13 protein-coding genes are annotated in these 17,549 nt (G+C 75.9%); 8 read left to right on the top strand and 5 right to left on the bottom strand.

Features of this window, described 5'->3' with window-relative positions; translation table 11 throughout:
- Position 1 precedes the first annotated feature (1 nt).
- From MY526_RS16015 to MY526_RS16005, 3 genes are read left to right on the top strand one after another with little or no spacing between them, the layout of a single operon-like run.
- Positions 2 to 1,987, top strand: a complete 1,986-nt coding sequence (locus MY526_RS16015) for a VWA domain-containing protein (protein ID WP_436704455.1) — start codon at positions 2 to 4, stop codon at positions 1,985 to 1,987.
- Positions 1,988 to 1,992: 5 nt separating this feature from the next.
- Complete coding sequence (locus MY526_RS16010; protein ID WP_436695691.1) at positions 1,993 to 2,445, top strand: GNAT family N-acetyltransferase; 453 nt, start codon at positions 1,993 to 1,995, stop codon at positions 2,443 to 2,445.
- A gap of 29 nt (positions 2,446 to 2,474) precedes the next feature.
- Positions 2,475 to 3,269: an alpha/beta fold hydrolase gene (locus tag MY526_RS16005; protein ID WP_436704453.1), complete on the top strand. Its 795-nt coding sequence runs from the start codon at positions 2,475 to 2,477 to the stop codon at positions 3,267 to 3,269.
- On the opposite strand, the gene MY526_RS16000 is transcribed toward MY526_RS16005, so the two are convergent.
- The gene (locus MY526_RS16000; RefSeq protein ID WP_436695689.1) at positions 3,263 to 4,630 is read right to left on the bottom strand and encodes a DUF2252 domain-containing protein; all 1,368 of its coding nucleotides are present in this window, start codon (positions 4,628 to 4,630) and stop codon (positions 3,263 to 3,265) included. The genes MY526_RS16005 and MY526_RS16000 overlap by 7 nt on opposite strands.
- Before the next feature lie 69 nt (positions 4,631 to 4,699).
- Here MY526_RS16000 and MY526_RS15995 point away from each other — a divergent pair, with 69 nt between their 5' ends.
- Positions 4,700 to 5,722: an SGNH/GDSL hydrolase family protein gene (locus MY526_RS15995; RefSeq protein WP_436695688.1), complete on the top strand. Its 1,023-nt coding sequence runs from the start codon at positions 4,700 to 4,702 to the stop codon at positions 5,720 to 5,722.
- An 85-nt stretch (positions 5,723 to 5,807) separates the two neighbouring features.
- Positions 5,808 to 7,028, top strand: coding sequence for an acetyl-CoA C-acetyltransferase (locus MY526_RS15990; protein WP_436695946.1), 1,221 nt, complete (start codon positions 5,808 to 5,810; stop codon positions 7,026 to 7,028).
- Between the two features lie 123 nt (positions 7,029 to 7,151).
- Here the strand turns inward: MY526_RS15990 and MY526_RS15985 are convergent, their stop codons facing one another.
- The 4 genes from MY526_RS15985 to MY526_RS15970 form a co-directional block, all read right to left on the bottom strand.
- Complete coding sequence (locus MY526_RS15985) at positions 7,152 to 10,400, bottom strand: heavy metal translocating P-type ATPase (protein ID WP_436704451.1); 3,249 nt, start codon at positions 10,398 to 10,400, stop codon at positions 7,152 to 7,154.
- 91 nt (positions 10,401 to 10,491) lie between these two features.
- The gene (locus MY526_RS15980) at positions 10,492 to 10,989 is read right to left on the bottom strand and encodes an N-acetyltransferase family protein (protein ID WP_436695133.1); all 498 of its coding nucleotides are present in this window, start codon (positions 10,987 to 10,989) and stop codon (positions 10,492 to 10,494) included.
- An 82-nt stretch (positions 10,990 to 11,071) separates the two neighbouring features.
- Complete coding sequence (locus tag MY526_RS15975) at positions 11,072 to 11,305, bottom strand: heavy-metal-associated domain-containing protein (RefSeq protein ID WP_436695131.1); 234 nt, start codon at positions 11,303 to 11,305, stop codon at positions 11,072 to 11,074.
- Positions 11,306 to 11,399: 94 nt separating this feature from the next.
- The gene (locus MY526_RS15970) at positions 11,400 to 12,953 is read right to left on the bottom strand and encodes an MFS transporter (protein WP_436695129.1); all 1,554 of its coding nucleotides are present in this window, start codon (positions 12,951 to 12,953) and stop codon (positions 11,400 to 11,402) included.
- Positions 12,954 to 13,081: 128 nt separating this feature from the next.
- Between MY526_RS15970 and MY526_RS15965 the strand changes: the two genes are divergently transcribed.
- From MY526_RS15965 to MY526_RS15955, 3 genes are all read left to right on the top strand, one after another.
- Positions 13,082 to 15,799, top strand: coding sequence for an AAA family ATPase (locus tag MY526_RS15965; protein WP_436695127.1), 2,718 nt, complete (start codon positions 13,082 to 13,084; stop codon positions 15,797 to 15,799).
- 104 nt (positions 15,800 to 15,903) lie between these two features.
- Complete coding sequence (locus tag MY526_RS15960) at positions 15,904 to 16,377, top strand: hypothetical protein (RefSeq protein WP_436704450.1); 474 nt, start codon at positions 15,904 to 15,906, stop codon at positions 16,375 to 16,377.
- A gap of 44 nt (positions 16,378 to 16,421) precedes the next feature.
- Positions 16,422 to 17,534 (top strand): flavin-containing monooxygenase, encoded by a 1,113-nt coding sequence (locus MY526_RS15955; protein WP_436695123.1) that lies wholly within the window; start codon positions 16,422 to 16,424, stop codon positions 17,532 to 17,534.
- The last annotated feature ends 15 nt before the right edge of the window (positions 17,535 to 17,549 follow it).

Below are 17,549 nucleotides of genomic sequence, written 5' to 3'. Positions count from 1 at the left end.
GATGGCGCGCCGGCCCGGCAGGGGGCACCGGTACTCGCGGTGGCACGGCGGGCCCGACCCGCTGGCCCCGCCCTACGACCTGGGCACCGCGGTCGACGAGATCGGCGACTCCGTGCTCGGTGGCAGCGGCGTGCGCGAGGCGCTGCGCGAGCTGCTGCGCCGCGGCATGGACGGCCGCCGCGGCCTCGACGAGCTGCGCCGGTCGGTCCGCGAGCGGCTGCGCCAGGCCCGGACCGCCGGCCGCCTGGACGGCACTCTGCAGGAGGTGCGGGAACTCCTCGACCACGCGCTGGAGGCCGAGCGCCGGGAGCTGTTCCCCGACCCGGACGACATGGCCCGCCTCAAGGAGGCCGAGCTCGACGCGCTGCCCGACGACACCGCGGGCGCCGTACGCGCGCTCAAGGACTACGAGTGGCGCTCGGCCGAGGCCCGGCAGGCCTACGAGCAGATCCAGGACCTGCTGCGCCGCGAGGTGCTCGACAGCTCCTTCGCCTCGATGAAGCAGGCGCTGGAGAACGCGACCGAGCAGGACATGCAGGCGGTCAAGGACATGGTCGCCGACCTCTCGCAGCTCATCGACGCGCACAACCGCGGCGAGGACACCGACGAGCGGTTCGCCGAGTTCATGGACAAGCACGGCCAGTTCTTCCCCGACGACCCGCAGTCGATCGAGGAGCTCATCGACTCGCTGGCCCGCCGCGCCGCCGCCCAGGAGCGGATGATGGCCGGCCTCTCCCCCGAGCAGCGGGCCGAGCTGGCCGACCTCATGGCCCAGACCATGGCCGACATGGGGCTGGCCAGCGAGATGGCGCACCTGCAGGACGCGCTCCGCCAGGCCCGGCCCGACCTGCCGTGGGGGCAGCGCGGGCAGGTCCCCGACGGCGAGCAGGCGCTCGGCCTGGGCGACGCGACCAGCGCGGTGGCCGAGCTGGCCGACCTCGAGGCGCTGTCCAACCAACTGTCCCAGGGCTACGCCGGCGCCTCGCTGGCCGACGTCGACGAGGAGCTGCTGGAGCGGGCGCTCGGCCGGCCCGCCGTGGACGACCTCGCCGCGCTGCGGCAGATGGAGCGGGAGCTGGAGCGGCAGGGCTACCTCAACCGCTCCGACGGCAAGCTGGAGCTCTCCCCCAAGGCGGTCCGCCGGCTCGGGGCGACCGCGCTGCGGCGCGTGTTCGCCAAGCTCGACGCCACCGGCCGCGGCGACCACGACGTCACCGACGCCGGTGCCGCCGGGGAGCTGACCGGCGGCTCGCGGGAGTGGCAGTTCGGCGACGAGCAGCCGCTGGACGTCGTCCGGACGGTGCGGAACGCCGTCCTGCGCACCGCCGGCGAGCCGCGCGCCGAGGAACAGCGGTCCGTGCGGATCGCCGTCGAGGACTTCGAGGTGGTCGAGACCGAGCGGCGCACCGGCGCCGCGGTGGCGCTGCTGGTCGACCTCTCCTACTCGATGGCGCTGCGCGGCACGTGGGGCGCGGCGAAGTCGACGGCGATGGCCCTGCACTCGCTGGTGACCACCCGCTTCCCGCAGGACGCCATCCAGATCATCGGCTTCTCCTCCACCGCCCAGGTGCTGCGCCCCGAGACGCTCGCCGAGCTGTCGGTGGACACGCTGCAGGGCACCAACCTGCAGCACGGGCTGATCCTGGCCCGGCGGTTCCTCGCCCGGCACCGGGACGCCGAGCCGGTGGTCCTGGTGGTCACCGACGGCGAGCCCACCGCCCACCTGGAGGACGACGGGACGCCGTTCTTCTGCTGGCCGCCGATGCCCGAGACGATCGCCCGCACGGTGGCCGAGGTGGAGCGGGTGGCCCGCTCCGGGGCGACGATGAACGTCTTCGCGCTGGACCCCGAGCCGGGGCTGGTGCACTTCGTCCACGACATCACCCAGCGGGCCGGCGGGCGGGTGTTCACCCCGGACAGCGAGCGGCTCGGCGAGTACGTCGTGGCCGACTACCTGCGGACCCGCCGGGGCCGCCGGGCACGGTGAGCAGCGTGAGCTCCCCGGTCCCGACCGTCGAGGAGGTGCCGGTCGACGTCGTCCTGCCGCTGCGCAGCGCCGTCCTCCGGAACGGCGGCCCCGCCGACCTCCCCGGGGACGGCGACCCGGCGACGGTGCACCTCGCCGCGCGCACCCCGGACGGCGAGGTGCTGGGCGTGGTCCGCCTCTCCCCCGCGCCCTGCCCGTGGCGCGAGGCGCGGGCCCCGTGGCAGCTGCGCGGCATGGCGACCGCCCCCGCCGCCCGCGGCACCGGCGTGGGCCGGGTGCTGCTGGACGCCGCACTCGCCCTGGTCGCGGCGCGCGGCGCGGACCTGCTGTGGTGCGACGCGCGGACGACGGCCGCGGGGTTCTACGAGCGGCACGGGTTCACGGTGGTCGCCGGCCCCTACGACAAGCCCGGCATCGGGCCGCACCTGGGGATGCTGCGGGATCTGGGCGGGCGCTGAGTTCCCCGGCCCGACGGGGTCTGCACCTCGTGACCGAGTACGTGCAGACCGAGGACGGTGTGCGCATCGCCTACGACCGTGAGGGCGCCGGCCAGCCGCTGGTCCTCATCGGCGGTGCCGGGCAGTTCCGCGCCGTCGATCCCGACACCCGGGGCCTGACCAGCGAGCTCGCCGCCCGCGGGTTCGACGTCGTCCACCCCGACCGCCCCGGCCGCGGTGACAGCGCGGGCGACCCGCCGTTCCGGCTGGCCGGTGAGGTGGCCGCGATCCGCGCGCTGCTCGACGTGGCCGGCGGCCGGGCCTGGCTCTACGGCAGCTCATCGGGCGGCGCGATCGCCCTCGCCGCGGCGGCGCGGCTGCCCGGCGTGGAGCGGCTGCTGCTGTGGGAGGTGCCGCTCGGCGAGGAGGATGGCGCCGACGGCGCGGAGTTCCTCGCCGCCATCCGCCAGCGCGTGGCGGCCGGCGACCGCGAGGGCACCCTCCGCCTGTTCATGGACGGCATGCCGCCGGAGTGGTTCGAGGCCATGCGCGCCGGGCCGCAGTGGCCGCTCTTCGAGCGGATGGCCCCCACCGTCGAGGCCGACGCCGAGGCCCTGGCCTGGACCCAGTCGGCGCCGCGGGCGCGGCTGTGGTCGTCGATCACCGCGCCGACCGTGGTGCTGCTCGGGACGGCACCCTTCCCGTTCTTCGTCGACGCCGCCGACTCGATCGTCGCCGCCCTGCCGTCGGCCGAGCGCGCGGAGGTGCCCGGCAGCGGGCACCGGTGGCGCCCGGCCGACCTCGCCGACCGCCTCGCCGGGTACCTGCCGGCCGCGGCTCAGTGACCGGGCACGGGGTGCGAGCCGCTCGAGCTGATCCCCGGGATCGCCCCGGCGCGGAAGGCGTCGACGAACAGCCGGTGGTCCTCCTGGGTCCGCCGGGCATAGGCCGAGGCGAAGCCGATCAGCTCGTCGGCGAACTCCTCGCGGCGGTCGCCGACCATCGCGGTGACCGCCTCCTCGGTCTGGAAGGGCACGAGCGTGTGGTCGCTGTCGGCGTCCCCGACGCAGTGCACCTTCGCCGTCGCCCGGCCCAGCTGGGCCATCACCGGGGCGATCTCCTCGGGCTCGGTCAGGTCCTCCCAGTCCAGGTCCAGCTCGTACGGCGACAGCTCCTGGACGACGAACCCGACCCCGCCGATCTCGGTGTGCCCGAGGAACTGGGAGGCGTTGGCCTGCAGCGCCCGCTGGGAGATCGCCGTCCGGTGGCCCTCGTGCTCGAAGGCCGCGCGGATCGCCGGGTCCCGGACGATCCGGCTGGGTGCCGGCACGTTGCCCTGCTTGAGCGAGAGGACGACGTCGTTCTCCAGCGCCTGGTCGTAGCCCTCGAGGAGGACGTTGTAGGCGGGCAGCCCGGCGCTGCCGATGCCGAAGCCGCCGGTGGCGATCACGTCCTTCACGTCGAAGGCGACGTCGCGGCGCCGGCGCGGCGGGAAGACCGTGCCGTGGTACCGCTCCAGGGCGGCGAGCACCCGGTCGCGCTCGTCGTCCGGCAGCCGGCGGTTGCGGGGACGCTCGGCGAACCGCCGCTCGTACCCCTCGACGACGGTCATGCGGTCCAGCAGTGCCTGCCGGCTGCGCGCGCTGGTCTCCAGGATGACGTCGTGCACCGCACCCTCGGTGTTCTCGCGGACCAGCGCGAAGGCCTTGTCGTCGTCGCTCCGGGTGAACGCCGCGACCTGGTCCAGGTAGGCGTCGAGGTAGCCGCGCAGCAGGTCGGCGATGACGTCGTCCCCGAGCGCCTTGCGCCAGGCAAGCAGCGCGAAGCTGGCGGCGAACCGGCGCAGGTCCCAGCAGACGTGCCCCACGTAGGCCTCGTCGAAGTCGTTGACGTCGAAGACGATCTGCCCGCCGCCGTCCATGTAGGTGCCGAAGTTCTCCGCGTGCAGGTCGCCCTGGATCCACACCCGGCTGGTGCGCTCGTCGCACCAGCAGTCCTCCAGCTGCGCCATGTCGGCGTAGAAGAGGCAGGCGCTGCCCCGGTAGAACGCGAACGGGTCGGCGGCCATCTTGCGGAACTTGGTCCGGAACGCGTCGGCGTCGGCGGTCATGAGCTCGGAGAAGGCGTCGACGAGCACGTCGACGATCAGCTGCGACCGTTCACCGTCCGTTGGTACACCGGTGACCCGTGCGGGGGAATCTGCCACGGGGCGACCGTAGGGGGCGGCTAACCTGCGGAACAGGTGGTTGACGCGGCGCGGAGGGCGGGAGCGGCGGTGACTCGAGCGAGCAGGGCGTGGCGGCTGGCGACGGGAGCCGTCTACGGCGGCGGCGGGCTCGGCCTGGCCGGCGCCGGCGCGGTCGCCCTGCTGCGGGCCCAGGCGCGCGCGGCCCGGCGCCGGGTCGAGGCGCGGACCCTGAAGTCGGACCCGCCCTCGGGCGACGGGATCTACGGCCGCGGCCGCGGCAAGCCGATCGTGCTGGCCGTGCTCGGCGACTCCAGCGCCGTGGGCCTCGGCGTCGAGCGGGCCGCGGAGACCCCCGGGGTGCTGGTCGCGGCGGCGCTGGCCGAGCTGGCCGAGCGGCCGGTGCGGCTGGTGCGGCTGGCGGTCTCCGGGGCGGAGTCCTGGGAGCTCGAGGAGCAGGTCGACAAGGCGCTGGTCGAGCACCCGGACGTCGTGCTCATCATGATCGGCGCCAACGACGTCACCAGCCGGACCCGTCCGTCGGTCTCCGTGCGGCACCTGCACGACGCGGTCAGCCGGCTCGTCGACGCCGGCGCGGAGGTCGTCGTCGGCACCTGTCCCGACCTCGGCACGATCCGGCCGATAGGCCAGCCGCTGCGGCTGCTGGCCCGCCGCTGGAGCCGGCAGCTGGCCGCCGCGCAGACCATCGCCGTCGTCGATGCCGGCGGGCGCACCGTGTCGCTCGGCTCGGTGCTGGGCCCGACCTTCGCGAAGGACCGGGGCCTGTTCAGCGTCGACGAGTTCCACCCCAGCGGCGCGGGGTACACCGCCGCGGCCGCCGTCCTGCTGCCCTCGATCGCCGACGCGCTGGGGGTCTGGCCGGCCGCCGCCGACCGCGGGCTGCGCAACCTGCGGCGCGACACCGTGCGCCCGGTGGCGCGGGCCGCCGCCCAGGCCGCCGGACGCACCGGTACCGAGGTGCAGGCGACCGAGGTGCGCGGCTCCGACGTCGGCCCGCGCGGCCCGTGGGTCCGCCTGCGCCGCCGCCGGCCGCCGGAGATCCCGACGCCGGAGCAGGCCGAGCGGGCGGCGGAGGCGACGCCGCGGGGCTGAGGTCCGATGGCGTTACCGGGTAGTAGGTTCGAGGTGACCCGACGTCCGGCGTCACCCGTCGGATCCGCCTCATCGTGGAGGACCCATGCCCGAAGCCGTCATCGTCGCGACCGCGCGCTCGCCCATCGGCCGCGCCTTCAAGGGCTCGCTCAAGGACCTGCGCCCCGACGACCTCACCGCCACGATCGTGCGGGCGGCGCTGGAGAAGGTGCCGGCGCTGGACCCGACCGACATCGACGACCTGATCCTCGGCTGCGGCCTGCCCGGCGGCGAGCAGGGGTACAACATGGGCCGGGTCGTCAGCGTCCTGCTCGGCATGGACCACCTGCCCGGCACCACCGTCACCCGCTACTGCTCCTCCTCGCTGCAGACCACCCGCATGGCCATGCACGCGATCAAGGCCGGCGAGGGCGACGTGTTCATCTCCGCCGGCGTGGAGATGGTGTCCCGGTTCGCCAAGGGCAGCAGCGACTCGCTGCCGGACACCAAGAACCCGGTGTTCGAGGACGCGCAGGCCCGGGTGGCCAAGACCGCGGAGAGCGGCGCGGACGCCTGGGCCGACCCGCGACAGAACGGTGAGCTGCCCGACATCTACATCGCCATGGGCCAGACCGCCGAGAACCTGGCGCTGCTCAAGGACGTCTCCCGGCAGGAGATGGACGAGTTCGCCGTCCGCAGCCAGAACCTGGCCGAGCAGGCGATCGCCGACGGCTTCTGGGCACGGGAGATCACCCCGGTCACCGCCCCCGACGGCACGGTGGTCAGCACCGACGACACGCCGCGAGCGGGCACCACGCTGGAGGGCGTCTCCGGGCTCAAGCCGGTGTTCCGCCCCGACGGCCGGGTCACCGCGGGCAACGCCTGCCCGCTCAACGACGGCGCCGCCGCAGTCGTGGTCATGAGCGACACCAAGGCCCGCGACCTGGGGCTGACCCCGCTGGCCCGGATCGTCTCCACCGCCGTCACCGGGCTCTCCCCGGAGATCATGGGCTACGGACCGGTCGACGCCTCCCGGGCGGCGCTGCAGCGTGCCGGGATGAGCATCGGCGACATCGACCTCGTGGAGATCAACGAGGCGTTCGCCGCGCAGGTCATCCCCAGCTACCGCGACCTCGGCATCGACATCGACCGGCTCAACGTGCACGGCGGGGCGATCGCCGTCGGCCACCCGTTCGGCATGACCGGCGCCCGCATCACCGGCACGCTGATCAACGGCCTGCAGACCAAGGACAAGACCTTCGGCCTGGAGACGATGTGCGTCGGTGGCGGCATGGGCATGGCGATGGTGCTCGAGCGCCTGAGCTGACGGAGGACCCCCTGCCCCCCACCGCTCGCAGGCTCGCGGCGGCCCCCTGCAGGGGGCCGACCAACGGTCAGTGGCCGGCCCCCGCGTGCCGTTCGCAGCACGCGGGGGCCGCCGGTCCCGCGGTCAGGCCGCCTCGACGGTGAACGGCACGGTGAGCACGTCGCCGTCGGCGAGCCGGAACTGGGCCCACAGCCGGTAGGTCCCGGCGGTCGGGAACTCGGCGTGGACGTCGAGCTCGGGGCCGAAGCTCTGGCCCGGCAGGGCGAAGACCGGGCGACCGGACGCGTCCTCCACCTCGGCGTGCTCGTGGGCGAACGTCGTCCCGTCGGCCCGCATGACCACGACGTGGCCGGCGGCGGCGAGGTAGGGCTGCAGGTCGTCGACCGGCCGACCGGTCTCCGCGTCGGTGAACTCGACGTGCAGGTCGCTGCGGCTCCCCACCTCGGCGTCGCCCCCGAGCTCGACGCGGACGCCGTCGACGACCACGCTGCGCGGACCGGCCGCCAGGACCACCGGCTCCGGCGCGGTGCCGGCCACGGTCACGACCTGCCGCTGGTGGACGTCGGCCATCTCGCCCTGCCGGCGGAACTCGGTGTTGACGACGTACCGGCCGGCGGTCGGGAAGGTGAGCTCGACGGCCAGCTGTCCGGGCGCCCCGGTGGGCTGCGGGTGGACGTGCGCGAACGTGCCGAGGTCCTCGCGGGTGGCGATGAGGTGCATCCACGCCTCGTGGCTGCGGGTGAGGTCCTCGACCGGGCCGCCGGTGGCGGTGTCGACCACGGTGGCGACCAGCCGGGCCGCTTCCCCGGGGCGGACGTCCGCGGGCAGCTCCAGCCGCACCTCGACGCCCGCGTCGGCGGCCTCGGTGGGCGGCACCTCGGCGGTCATCATCTCGCTCATCGCCGGGCGCATCGGCATGCCCGTGCCCTGCATCCAGGCCAGCGTGCCGTTCATGCCGCGCTCGGCGGCGTCCATCCGGCTGACCGCGGTCAGGCCCGCGCCCAGGGCCAGGGCGACGACCGCGACCCCGGTGAGGTAGGCGTACTGGCCGACCCTGGCGCGCACCGGCGGGTGCAGGATCTCCGCGACCGTGGCCGGGCGGCGGAACCGGCGCAGCCGCAGCGCGTTGGTCAGGACGCTGACCGAGCTCATCGCCATCGCCGCGCTGGCCAGCACCGGGTCCAGCAGCAGGCCGTCCCATCCGTACAGCGCGCCGGCGGCGACCGGGATCAGCAGCAGGTTGTAGCCGAACGCCCAGGCCAGGCCCTGCTTCATCGTGGTGACGGTGCGCCGCGAGAGCGCGATGGCCGAGACGATGCCGCGCAGGTCGCCGCCGACGAGGGTGATGTCGGAGGCGGCGATGGCGACGTCGGCCCCGGTGCCGATGGCGATGCCGACGTCGGCGGCCGACAGCGCGGCGGCGTCGTTGATGCCGTCGCCGGCCATCGCGACCACGTGCCGCTGCTGCTGCAGCTCGCGGACCTTCGCCGCCTTGTCGGCCGGCAGCACGTCGGCGAGCACGTGCTCGATCCCGACCTGGTCGGCGATGGCGCGGGCGGTGGCGGCGTTGTCACCGGTCAGCATCCACACCTGCACGCCCAGCGCCCGCAGCTGCGCGACGGCCTCGGCGGACTCCGGCCGGACGGTGTCGGCGACGGCGATCGTGGCGGCCGGCAGGCCGTCGATCGCGACGAACATCGGGGTCTGCCCGGACGCGGCCGCGGCCGCGGCGGCACCGGTCAGCCCGGACACGTCGATGCCGCTGGCGCGCATCAGCGCCTGGTTGCCGACGAGGACGCGCCGGTCGCCGACGGCGGCGTCGATGCCGTGGCCGGGGACGGCCGCGAAGGAGCCCAGCGCCGGCACCCGCAGCCCGCGGTCGGCCGCGGCCGCCACGATCGCCTCACCGACCGGGTGCTCGCTGCCCGCCTCGGCGGCTGCGACCAGGGCCAGGACGTCGTCCTGGGTCCAGCCGCCGGTCGTGGTGACCGACGTGAGGGCCGGCCTGCCGCGGGTGATCGTTCCGGTCTTGTCGAGCACGACGGCGGTGACCCCGCGGGCGGTCTCCAGCGCGTCCCCGTTGCCGATGAGGATGCCGAGCTCGGCGGCGCGGCCGGTGCCGACCATGACCGCGGTCGGGGTCGCCAGCCCCAGCGCGCACGGGCAGGCGATGATCAGCACCGCGATCGTCGTCGTGATCGCCATGGTCAGCCGGCCGGTGTCCGGCCCGAACAGCGCCCACGCCACGAACGTGGCCGCGGCCAGCAGCAGCACGACCGGCACGAACCAGGCCGAGACCCGGTCGGCGAGCCGCTGCATCGGCACCTTGGCGCCCTGCGCGTCCTCGACCAGCCGGACGATCTGCGCCAGCGCGGTGTCCTCGCCGACCGCCGTCGCCCGCAGCACCACCGTGCCGGTGCGGTTGAGCGTCGCCCCGATGACGGTGTCCCCCACGGCCTTGTCGACCGGCAGGCTCTCGCCGGTCAGCATGCTCTCGTCGACCGCGGTCGCGCCGTCGGTGACCACGCCGTCGACCGGCACCTTCTCCCCGGGCCGCACCCGCACCAGGTCGCCGACGACGACCTGCTCGACCGGGACGTCGACCTCGGCGCCGTCGCGCAGCACCCGCGCCGTCCTCGGAGCCAGACCCACGAGCGCGGTGATCGCCGCGGCGGTGCGCTTCTTCGCCCGGCCCTCCATCCACCGGCCGGCCAGCACCAGCGCCAGGATGACCAGCGAGGTCTCGAAGTAGACGTGCAGCGGCAGCCCGAGGCGCTCGGCCGCGGCCGGCCACAGCGTGACGAAGGCGCTGTACGCGTACGCGACGCCGGTGCCCAGCGCGACCAGGGTGTTCATGTTCGTCGACCGGTGCCGGGCCGCGGTCCACGCGGCGCGGTAGACCTCGCCTCCGGCCCAGAACTGGACGACGGTGGCGACCACGAGGATCGCCGGCATCAGCCAGTCCATCGTGTCCAGGTACAGCGGCACGTACATCAGGGCCATCAACCCGAGGCCGACGGCGAGGGTGACCTGCCACTTCCGCTTCAGCGCGGCCAGGTGCCGGTCCCCGTCGCCGTCCTCCGGCCCGGCTCCGGCCGGCGCGGCTACCGGCTGCGCCTCGCGGCGGGGGGTGGCGGTGTAGCCGGCCCGGGCGACCGCGGCGGTCAGCTCGCCGAGCCCGGCGCGGGCCGGGTCGAACCGGACGGTGGCCACCTCGGTGGCCAGGTTGACCTCGGCGGCGGTGACGCCGTCGACGCGGGCGAGGGCCTTCTCCACCCGGCCCACGCAGGAGGCGCAGGTCATGCCGCCGATCTCGAGCGTGCACGCGGCGGTGGCCTCGGTCGTGGCGGGAAGCGGCGCGGTCGTCGTCATTGCGGAGCTCCTGGTCGCAGGGGCGGTGGGCTGGAACCGATGCTCGGCGGCGGCCTCCCGGCTCGGACCGGGGAAACCGCCGGGATCCGTGTCAGACCTGCGCGGCCGCGTAGGCGGCCGGTGTCCAGGCGGCCGTGACCTTGTGCCGGAGGGTCGCGCCGAGGCGGCGGTAGAACCGCTGGGCGTCGACGTTCTCGACCTCCATGCCCCAGCGGATGAGCATCTGCTCCGGCGCGGCAACGGCGGCGAGGGCGGCCATGAGCGCGCGGCCGACACCGGCGTCCCGGTGCCCGGGGCGGACGTAGAGGTCGTCGAGGGCGAGGACGTCCCCGCCGCTCCACAGGTGCAGCTGGCGGACCGCGGAGACGTAGCCGACGGGCGCACGGCCGCGCTCGGCGAGCAGCACGGTCACCTCGGGCCGGGCGAGCAACGTCCGCCACTGCTCGACGTCGACGTGGACGTGCGCGGTCTGGTCCTCGTGGGCGGCGATCTCGCCGACCATGGCGGCCACGTCGCCGGCGTCGGCCGGCGAGGCCCGCCGGACCGTGATCGGAGCTCGCGGGCGGTCGGTCAGGGGCAGGACGGTCATGTCGGGCTCCTCGGGGTCGGACGGGCGTCCCGGGGTCGCCGGCGGCGGGAGCGCGGGGTGCGGGCTCCCGGCGCCGGTGTGGTCAGGACAGGACGCGGTAGCCGGCCTCGTCGACCGCGGCGGCGATGTCGGCGCGGTCGACCGGACCGGTGGCGGTGACCGTGACGGTGCCGCCGGCCAGGTCGACGGTGACGGTCTCGACGCCGTCGACGGCGGCGATCTCCGCGGTGACCGCCCGGCGGCAGTGCTCGCAGGTCATCCCGGCGACGGAGAAGGTGGTGGCACCGGTGAAGGTGCGCGGCGTGGCGGACAGCATGGGAACTCCTGGTGGTCGGTGCGGCATCGGTCGGGGATCAGGGTCGGCGCGGAGGGGGTGCCTCCCGCCGGGGAGCTCGCCGGGGTCGGCCCGGTCAGTGGCCGTGTGCGCCGTGCCCGTGGCCGGCGGCGCCCACAGGGGGCCTGCCGCCGGGGACGGCGAGCAGGGTGAGGACGACCAGCGCGCCGAGGACACCGGCGGTGACCGCGAAGGCCCGGCCGTAGCCGTCGACGAAGCCGGCGGAGGTGGCCAGGTCCCCGGCGACGGCAGTGAGCGCGGCGACGCCGAGGGCGGCGCCGATCTCGTGGCCGGTCATCATCAGCCCGGACGCGAGCCCGGACCGGTCGGCCGGCACGTCGCTCATCGCGGCGACGGCGATGGCCACGAACATGGGGCCGACGCCGGCGCCGACGAGCAGGAAACCGGGCAGCACGTCGGTGGTGTAGGAAGTACCGCCCGCGTTCGCGGCCAGCAGCAGCACGCCGGCGGCCATGACCACCAGGCCGCCGAGGATCAGCGTGCGGGCGCCGAGGTGGCCGATCACCTTCGACGCGGCGGCGGCAGCCAGGGTGATCGCGGCGGCCAGCGGCAGGAACTGCAGCCCGGCGACGACCGGCGAGGAACCGACGACGGCCTGCAGGTACAGCGAGGACAGGAAGATCGCGCCGACCACCACGCCGGTCACGCCGGCCATCACCGCCGAGGCCGAGACCAGCGACCGCATCCGCCACGTCGCCGGGGGCACCAGCGGGTCGGCGGCGCGCCGCTCGAGCCGGGCGAAGGTGGCGAGCAGCACCGCTGCGGCGGCCAGCGCCGCCCACGTGCGGGGTGCGGCCCAGCCGGCCGAGCGGGTGGCCTCGATGCCGGACACCAGCGCCAGCAGACCGCCGACCAGGGTCAGCGCGCCGGGGAGGTCCAGCCGGCGCAGCGCCCGGGGCTGCGAGCCGCCGCGGGCCACGGCCCGCAGGGTGCCGAGCACGACGGCGATGCCGATCGGCACGTTGATGAAGAACACCGCCCGCCAGCCGAGCGCGCTGGTCAGCGCCCCGCCGAAGAGGACGCCGGCGGCGATGCCGAGGCTGCCGACGGTGCCCCAGGCGGCGAGTGCGGTCTGCCGCTGCCTCCCGGCGTAGGCGGTCATGATGATCGACAGCGCGGCCGGGGTGAGCAGCGCCGCACCCGCGCCCTGCGCCGCGCGGGCCAGGACGAGCGTGAGCGGGGTCTGCGCCAGGCCGCTGACCAACGAGGCGACGGTGAACAGGCCGACGCCGGCGAGGAACGCCCGGCGCCGGTCGAGCAGGTCGGCGATCCGGCCGCCGAGCAACAGCAGCCCACCGGAGAGCAGCACGTACGCGCTGATCGTCCACTGGTGGTCCGCGGCCGACAGGTGCAGGGCGTCGCTGATCGACGGCAGCGCGACGTTCACCACCGACACGTCCAGGATGACCATGAACTGGGCGGCGATCATCAGCGCGAAGACCGCCCACGAGCGGCGCGGCTCCTCCGCGGCCGGCGGCGACGGGTGGTCCGGTGCGTGGTGGGCCGGGTGCCCCTGGGCGTGGGCGTGAGGCGCACCGTGCCCCTGGGCGCGGGGCGCACCGTGCGCCTGGACGTGGGCCGCCGGTGCGGCGGTGGGGTGGGCCGACATGGCTCCTCCTCGAGGTGGGGACTGTGGGGCCGGCTGCCACGCTCGCCGTCGCCGAGCTCACTCACGCCGGGAGAACCACCAGGTCTCCGAACCCCGGACCCGTCCGCTGCGGTCGTTACGGTTCCGTCGTGCTGGCCGGACGGGACCGCGAACGCGCGGCGATCGCTGCACTGCTCGAGGCCGCCCGCAGCGGCGCGGGCGGGTCCCTGGTGATCCACGGCGTGGCCGGGTCGGGCAAGTCGACGCTGCTGGCCGACGCCGTCTCGGCCGCCACCGGCATGCGGGTGCTGCGCACCTCCGGGGTGGAGTCGGAGTCGCCGCTGCCGTTCGCCGCGCTGCAGCGCCTGCTGTGGCCGCTGCGCGCCCGCATCGACGCGCTGCCGGCGCCGCAGGCAGCGGCGCTGCGCGCCGCGCTGGGCGAGGCCGCCGGGGAGGGCGACCGGTTTCTCGCGTTCCTCGGCACGCTGAGCCTGCTCGCCGACGCCGCCGAGCAGAGCCCGGTGCTGGTCGTCGTCGACGACGCGCACTGGCTCGACGACGCCTCCGCCGCGGCGCTGCTGTTCGCCGCGCGCCGGCTGCAGGTCGAGCCGGTCGCCCTGCTGTTCGCCGCCCGCGACGGCGACGTGCGCACCCTCGACAGCGGAGGCCTCCCCCTGCTCCCGGTCGGCGGCATCGACGCCGGCGCCACCGGCGAGCTGCTCGCCGCCCGCACCGGCCTCCCCGTCCCGGCCGACGTGCGCGACAGGCTGCTGGCCAGCACCGGGGGCAACCCGCTGGCGCTGGTGGAGCTCGCCGAGGTCCTGACGGCCGGGCAGCTGTCCGGCCGGGAGCGGCTGCCGGCCCGCCTGCCGCTGACCGAGGGGGTGGAACGCGCCTTCCTCGACCGGTACCGACGGCTGTCGGAGCAGGCCCGGACCCTGCTGTTGGTCGCGGCCGCCGACGACTCCGGCCGGACGCGGGTCGTGCGGCAGGCCGCCGCGGACCTCGGCGCGGACGAGGACGCGCTGCTCGAGGCCGAACGCTCCGGCCTGCTGCGGGTCCACGGCGCCGAGGTCGACCTGCGCCATCCGCTGGTGCGCTCCGCGGTGTACGGGGCCGCGACCAGCACCGAGCGCCGTCGGGCGCACCGGGCGCTCGCCGCCGTCCTCACGGGTCCGGGTGAAGCCGATCGGCGCGCCTGGCACCTGGCCGCCTCCGTGGAGGAGCCGGACACGGCGGTCGTCGCCGAGCTCGACGCCGCCGCGGACCGCGCCCGGGCCCGCGGCGGCCTGGAAGCCGCCGCGTCCGCCTGGGAGCGCGCCGCCGAGCTGTCCCCGGCCGGGGAGGCCCAGGCCGGGCGTCTCTACGCGGCCGCCCGCTCGGCGTGGTTGGCCGCGCAGCCTGCCCGGGCCCGGGCGCTGGCCGACGCTGCGGCCACCCAGGTCCGCGATCCGCTGCTGCGCGCCGACATCCGGCGCCTGCGGGCCCGCATCGAGTGGAACGTCGGGTCGTTCCACACCGGGCACCGCATGGTGCTCGCGGCCGCCGCCGAGGTCGCCCCGCACGATGCCCAGCGGGCCCGGGAGATGGCCATGTTCGCCGCCGCGCTCGCCGCCTTCGGCGCGGGTTCCGGCAGCACCGTCGACCTCACCGCGCTGGTGCCGGTGCCCGGGCCCGAGGCGCCGGCGCGTGCCCGCTGCTTCTCCGATCTGCTGTCCGGCCTCGCCGCGGCGGTCGCAGGCGACTGGGCGGCGGCGATGCCGCCGCTGCAGGCGGCCTTCACAGCGGCCGAGAGCCTCGCCGAGGAGGACGCCGACCTGCTGCCCAACCTGGGCATCGCCGCGATGTACCTCGGCGACGACACCCTGACCCGGCGCTACCACGAGCAGCTGCTGACCCGGGCCCGCAGCACCGGCGCGGTGGTGATGACCCTGTACTCCCTGACCCGGCTCGGTCTTCCGGAGCTGGCCACCGGGCGGTGGACCGCGGCCCGCGCCGCCGCCACCGAGGCGTTGCTGCTGGCCGAGCAGTCCGGGCAGCGGGGCCTGGCGGCGCTGCCGACGGCCTGGCTGGCGCTGCTCGCCGCGCTGCGCGGCGACGAGGACGTCGAGCAGCACCTCGCCGACACCGAGCAGATCTGCGCCGACCACTCCCTGGGGATCCTGGCCGAGGTGGTGCCCGACGTGCTGCGCTGGGCCCGCGGCGTGCAGGTCGGCGCCGATGCCGGCGCCGCGCTGCACCAGCTCGAGCAGCTCCGTCATCCCATCACCCGCCGCCTGGCCGCGATCGAGCGCATCGAGGCCGCGGTGCGCGCGGGGCGGGCCGACCTGGCCGGCGCCTGGGTGGACGAGCTCGCCACCTTCGCCGATGCCACCGGCTCGGCCTGGGCGCAGGCCTCGGTCGAGCACGGCCGCGCGATGCTCAGCGCCGGCCCCGAGGCTCGTTCCCACTTCGAGCTGGCCCTGGCCGCGCACGCCAGGACCGAGCGCCGGTTCGACCGGGCGCGCACCCAGCTGGCCTACGGCGCCGCGCTGCGCCGCGGCCGCCGGCGGGTCGACGCACGGCCCCACCTGCGCGCCGCCGTGGAGACGTTCGACGACCTCGGCGCGCGCGCGTGGGCCGAGCGTGCCCGCCAGGAGCTGCGGGCGTCCGGGGAGACCGCCCGCCGCCGCGACGTCTCCACCGTGGTGGACCTCACCCCGCAGGAGGTGCACGTGGCTCGCCTGGTGCGGCAGGGGCTGGCCAACCGCGACGTCGCCGCGCAGCTCTACGTCAGCCCCCGCACCGTCGACTTCCACCTGCGGAACGTGTTCGCGAAGCTCGGCCTGTCCAGCCGCACCGAGCTGGCCGCCCACCCGCTCGACTGACCGGGCACGTCCGCGTGCCGAACCTGGCGGTTTTCCCGGCGTGACGCCGCCGGCCCGCTCCTAGCGTCCCGAGCCAGATCCCAGCCCGGACCGAGGAGCCTCCGATGACGCCCACCACCGCTGCGGCACCGGTGTCCGCGATCCGCCGGGGCGGCGGCCTGCGCGGCGCACTCACCCACCGCTGGCCGACCGCGCTCGGCGCCGTCGCCGCCGTCAACAGCCTCGTGCTGGTCGCACGGCTGCCCGAGGCCGCGCAGGCCTGGATCAGCGCCTGGTGCGTGCTGCTCGCCGCCGTGATCTACCTGACGTGGGGCACCGCCCGCGGCGACCTCGCCGACCGGCGGCTGCTCACCGCGCAGACCGCGGCCGTGCTCGGCTTCGGCGCGGTGGCGATCGCCGCGGTCGCCGTCGACCCGGCCGCCGCCCGCTACGTGCTCGCCGCCGGCTGGCTGGCCCACGCGACCTGGGACGTCGTCCACCACCGCATCGGCCGGGTCGTGCCCCGCTGGTACGCCGAGACCTGCCTGGTCGCCGACCTCGTCCTCGCAACCGCGCTGCTCACCGTCGGCCTCCCGTAACCGCCCAGGCCACCGCCGTCACCCCGCTCATGTCTGGAGACACCGTGCCCATCCCCGTCACCGACCAGCTCCTCGACGTGCTCGTCGTCGGCGCCGGCCAGGCCGGCCTCGCCCTCGGCCACCACCTCGCCGCGCGTGGAGCGGACTTCCTGCTGCTCGACGCCGGCCCGGAGATCGGCTCCAGCTGGCGGTCCCGCTGGGACTCCCTGCGGCTGTTCAGCCCCGCCCAGTACGACTCGCTGCCCGGCCTGCCGTTCCCCGCCCCGGCCGACACCCACCCGGGCAAGGACGACGTCGCCGACTACCTCGCGCAGTACGCCGCGCACTTCGCACTGCCGGTGCGGCTGAACTCCCCGGTGCTGCGGCTGCACCGCGACGCCGACGGCACCTTCGCGGCCGCCACCCCGGCCGGGACGCTGCGCGCCCGGCAGGTCGTCGTCGCCACCGGCCCGTTCCAGACCCCGCACGTCCCCGCCCTCGCCGACCGGCTGGACCCGCTGGTGCCGCAGCTGCACAGCGCCGGGTACCGCAACCCCACCCAGCTGCCCGGCGCCGGCCGGGTGCTCGTCGTCGGCGCGGCCAACTCCGGCCTGCAGATCGCCGCCGAACTGGGCGCCACCCAGGCGGTCACGGTCGCGGTTGGCACCCGGCCGACCGAGCTGCCCCAGCGCATCGCCGGCCGCGACCTGTTCTCCTGGCTGTCGGCGGTGGGCTTCTTCACCGTGCCCGCGCACACCCGCATCGCCCGCCGGTTGCGCGCCCGGGGTGACCTGGTCATCGGCACCCGCAGCCGCGAACTGCGCCGCCGCGGCATCGACTTCCGGCCGCGGCTGACCGACCTCGCCGGCCGCACGGCCCGCTTCGCCGACGGCACGGCGGTCGACGTCGACGCGGTCGTGTGGGCGACCGGCTACCGGCCCGACCACTCCTGGCTGCACGTGCCCGGCGTCGTCGTCGACGGCCAGGTCCGCCACACCGCCGGGGTCACCGACGTGCCCGGGCTGTACGTCCTCGGCCTGCCCTGGCAGACCTGCCGCGGCTCGGCACTGCTCGGCTTCGTCGGCGCGGACGCCGCCGCTCTCTCCGACCGCATGGCCGACGACGCGGCACACGGGCAGCGCCCCGAGCCGGCGACCCCGGCGGTTCTCCCGGCGTGACCACACCGCCGCGTC

It is taken from the genome of Geodermatophilus sp. CPCC 205761, assembly GCF_051383655.1.
Classification (GTDB): domain Bacteria; phylum Actinomycetota; class Actinomycetes; order Mycobacteriales; family Geodermatophilaceae; genus Geodermatophilus.
This window is presented reverse-complemented; position numbering and strand designations above follow the sequence as displayed.